This is a genomic window from Streptomyces sp. NPDC058375, assembly GCF_042723425.1.
In the GTDB taxonomy this organism is placed as follows: domain Bacteria; phylum Actinomycetota; class Actinomycetes; order Streptomycetales; family Streptomycetaceae; genus Streptomyces; species Streptomyces durocortorensis.
Genome location: NZ_JBHXJG010000073.1, coordinates 25646 through 29181, shown reverse-complemented (window position 1 = coordinate 29181; position 3536 = coordinate 25646). Strand labels below are relative to the sequence as shown.

Genomic DNA, 3536 nt, shown 5'->3' with positions numbered 1-3536 from the left:
GTCATGGACCGGGTCCAGGCGGGCAGCGCCCTCTCGCGCGGGGCCGGCAGCAGCCCGGGACCGGGGTGCGTGAGGGGCCCCGGTCCGAGCGCGGGCTGTTCGCCGGTCCGGCCGAGAACGATCCGGCGGCGCAGGTCGCCCGCGTCCACGGGCCGCTCCTCGGGGGCCTTGGCGAGCAGGTCGAGGACGACGCGGTCGAAGAAGCCCGGCAGGTCGGCGCGGTGGGTGCGCAGCGGTTGGGGCGGGGTGTCGCGGTGTCCGACGAGCACGGCCCAGGCGTCCTCCTGGTCGAACGGCGGTACGCCGGTGGCGATTTCGTACAGGACGCAGCCCAGCGAGTAGAGGTCGCTGCGGTGGTCGACCTCTCTGCCGCTGATCTGCTCGGGCGACATGTAGTGCGGGGTGCCCATGGCGAGGCCGGTGGTGGTGAGCCGGGAGGACATGCCGATGTCGTGGCCTAGGCGCGCGATGCCGAAGTCGCAGATCTTCACCGTGCCGTCGGTCAGCCGCATGATGTTGGCGGGCTTGAGGTCGCGGTGGACGATGCCCTGCCGGTGGGTGTAGCCGAGGGCGTCGGCGACCTGCTCCGCGATGTCGACGACATGGTCGACGGGCAGCGGGTGCTGCTGGTTCTCCTCCAGCAGCTGGCTCAGGTTCTGCCCGTCGAGCAGCTCCATGACGAGGTAGAGCACGCCCTCGTACTCACCGAAGTCGTGCACGACGGTGACGCCCCGGTGCTGGAGGGAGGCGGCCACCCGGGCCTCGCGCCGGAAGCGTTCGCGCAGGACGCGGGTGAACGCCTGGTCGTGCTGGGGCCCCATGGGTTTGAGACATTTGACGGCGACCTGACGGCCCAGCGACTCGTCGAGGGCACGCCACACCTCGCCCATGCCGCCGCGCCCGATCAGTTCGAGCAGCCGGTACCGGCTCTGGATCAGCCTGGTGTCCGCCATCTGCCGCTTCCCGCCCCCGTTGTTCCCCGTGTCGCCCGCCGCTGGTCTGTGCTCTCCCCGGCCCTTCCAGTATGGCGGCCGGTGCGCCGCGTGGGTACGCGGCGGGGCGGGCTGTCGGGTTCCGGACGCGCCGTCACCCGGGCCCCGGGGTCAGTGCCCGGCGGCGAGTTCGCCGGTGAGCCGGTCGTGGAGGTGGGCGCTGGGCTCGTTGAGGCCGGTGATCTCGACGGCCTTGCCGCACTGGGCGTACTTGCTCCCGATCGTGTCGAGCGCGGCGACGGAGGAGGCGTCCCAGATGTGCGCCGCGCTCAGGTCGATGACCACCCGGTCGGGATCCCCGGCGTAGTCGAACCGGCCGACGAGTTCGTTGGCCGAGGCGAAGAACAGCTCTCCGGTGACCCGGTAGACCACGGTGGCGCCGTCGGGATCGGTGACGGCGGTGACGTCCGCGACGCGGGCCACACGCCTGGCGAAGATGGCCATGGCGGTGACCGAGCCGACGACGACGCCGATCGCGAGGTTGTGCGTGATCACGACGCACGCGACGGTGATCACCATGACGGCGATCTCTCCGGCGGGCATGCGCTTGAGAGTGCCGGGCGCGAGGGAGTGCCAGTCGAAGGTCGCGAAGGACACCATGATCATGACGGCGACCAGCGCGGCCATGGGGATGTCGGAGACGACCGGTCCGAAGACGATGCACAGCACCATCAGGAACGCGCCGGCGAGGAAGGTGGAGAGGCGGGTGCGGGCGCCGGACACCTTCACGTTGATCATGGTCTGGCCGATCATCGCGCAGCCGCCCATGCCGCCGAAGAAGCCGGTGACGATGTTGGCGATGCCCTGTCCCACGGACTCACGGGTCTTGTTCGAGCGGGTGTCGGTGAGGTCGTCGACGAGCTTCGCGGTCATCAGCGACTCCATGAGGCCCACCAGCGCCATCGCGAACGCGTAAGGGGCGATGGTCGTCAACGTGTCGAGGGTGAACGGCACGTCGGGCAGGCCCGGCACCGGCAGGGCGGACGGCAGGGCGCCCTTGTCCCCGACGGTCGGCACAGCGATGGCGGCGCCGACCGTGATCACGGTGAGGATGACGATGGAGACGAGCGGGGCCGGGATCACCGTGGTGACCCTGGGGAAGAACACCATGAGCGCGAGGCCGCCGACGAGTAGCGGGTACACCCCCCAGGGGACGTTCCACATCTCGGGGACCTGCGCCATGAAGATGAGGATGGCCAGGGAGTTCACGAAGCCGACCATCACCGACCGCGGGACGAACCGCATCAGCTTCGCCACGCCCAGCGCCCCCAGGACCACCTGGAAGACACCGGCGAGAATGACGGCGGCGATGAGATACCCGAGGCCGTGCTCCCGGTTGAGGGGCGCGATGACGAGCGCCACCGCACCGGTGGCGGCCGAGATCATCGCCCGGCGCCCGCCGACGATCGCGATCGTCACGGCCATGGTGAAGGAGGCGAACAGACCGAGCGCCGGGTCGACGCCCGCGATGACCGAGAACGAGATCGCCTCGGGAATCAGGGCCAGCGCGACGACCAGGCCGGCCAGCACCTCGGTACGCCAGACCTTCGGGTCGGACAGCCAGTCGGGTTTCAGGCCGCGCAGGCGCGCGAGCGGGGACGGTACGGAGACGACGGGGGAAGCGGAGGGCAAGGGAGGGGACCTGTCGGGCTAGGGCGCACTCGGTCAGCAGGCGGGTGCGCGGAGGTGGCGGGGGGCCGGGCGGCCCCGCGGACGGCTCCGTGAGCGCGGAGCCGGAAGAGCGGAAGCCGGACGGGCCGGAACCGCGCTGCGGCGCGGCCGGGATCACGTCCGGGGGCGATGCGTCACGGCGGGCAGGGGGCGGCGCCGGGCATCCTGGGCTCGCGCACGCACATCTCCTGCGACAATCGAACATTCACCGGGGGCGCCATCGGCCCCGAGCACGGCATCACGGGAACACGGACGCAACACGGGCAGCGGTACGCCACCTCGCCTCCGGCGACTCTACCCTAACGTTAGAGTAGAGATCGACGTCGATCGGCATGGACCCGGAGGTCCACGGCTCCGTGGGCCTACGACTCCGTGGAACTGAGGCTCCGTGGGCCTACGACTCCGTGGAACTAAGGCTCCGTGGGCCTACAGCTCCGTGGGCCGACGGAAACCTTCCGGGAACGAGAGAGGCCAGAGGCACGGGCGTGGACGGCAAGCACATGCAGATCGGCGAGGTCGCCGCACGGACCGAGCTCTCCCTGCGCACCATCCGCCACTACGAGGAGACCGGCCTCGTCGTCCCCTCCGCCCGGTCCCGGGGCGGCTTCCGCCTCTACACCGAGACCGACGTCGCCCGCCTCATGGTCATCCGCAGGATGAAGCCGCTCGGCTTCACCCTGGACCAGATGCGCGAGCTGCTCGACGCCACCGACCGGCTCGACGGGGACGACCCGCTCGACGCAGAACGGCGCGAGGCGCTGCTGGCCCGGGTCCGCGCCTATCAGCAGGCCGCCGCCGAGCAGGTCGAGAAGCTTCGCGTCCAGCTCGCCCGGGCCGAGGACTTCGAGGCCACCCTCCGCGCCCGTGGGCACG

General features: G+C 70.9%; 3 protein-coding genes. 1 reads left to right on the top strand and 2 read right to left on the bottom strand.

The genetic code is table 11. The features are described from left to right. On the bottom strand, positions 1-953 hold a 953-nt coding region (locus ACFWM7_RS14930), incomplete at its 3' end, for a serine/threonine-protein kinase (protein WP_383260254.1). Positions 954-1103: 150 nt separating this feature from the next. Next, complete coding sequence (locus tag ACFWM7_RS14925) at positions 1104-2624, bottom strand: SulP family inorganic anion transporter (protein WP_383260252.1); 1521 nt, start codon at positions 2622-2624, stop codon at positions 1104-1106. Between the two features lie 524 nt (positions 2625-3148). Between ACFWM7_RS14925 and ACFWM7_RS14920 the strand changes: the two genes are divergently transcribed. Beyond that, positions 3149-3536 (top strand): MerR family transcriptional regulator (locus ACFWM7_RS14920; RefSeq protein ID WP_383260250.1); only part of this gene is annotated, 388 nt, incomplete at its 3' end.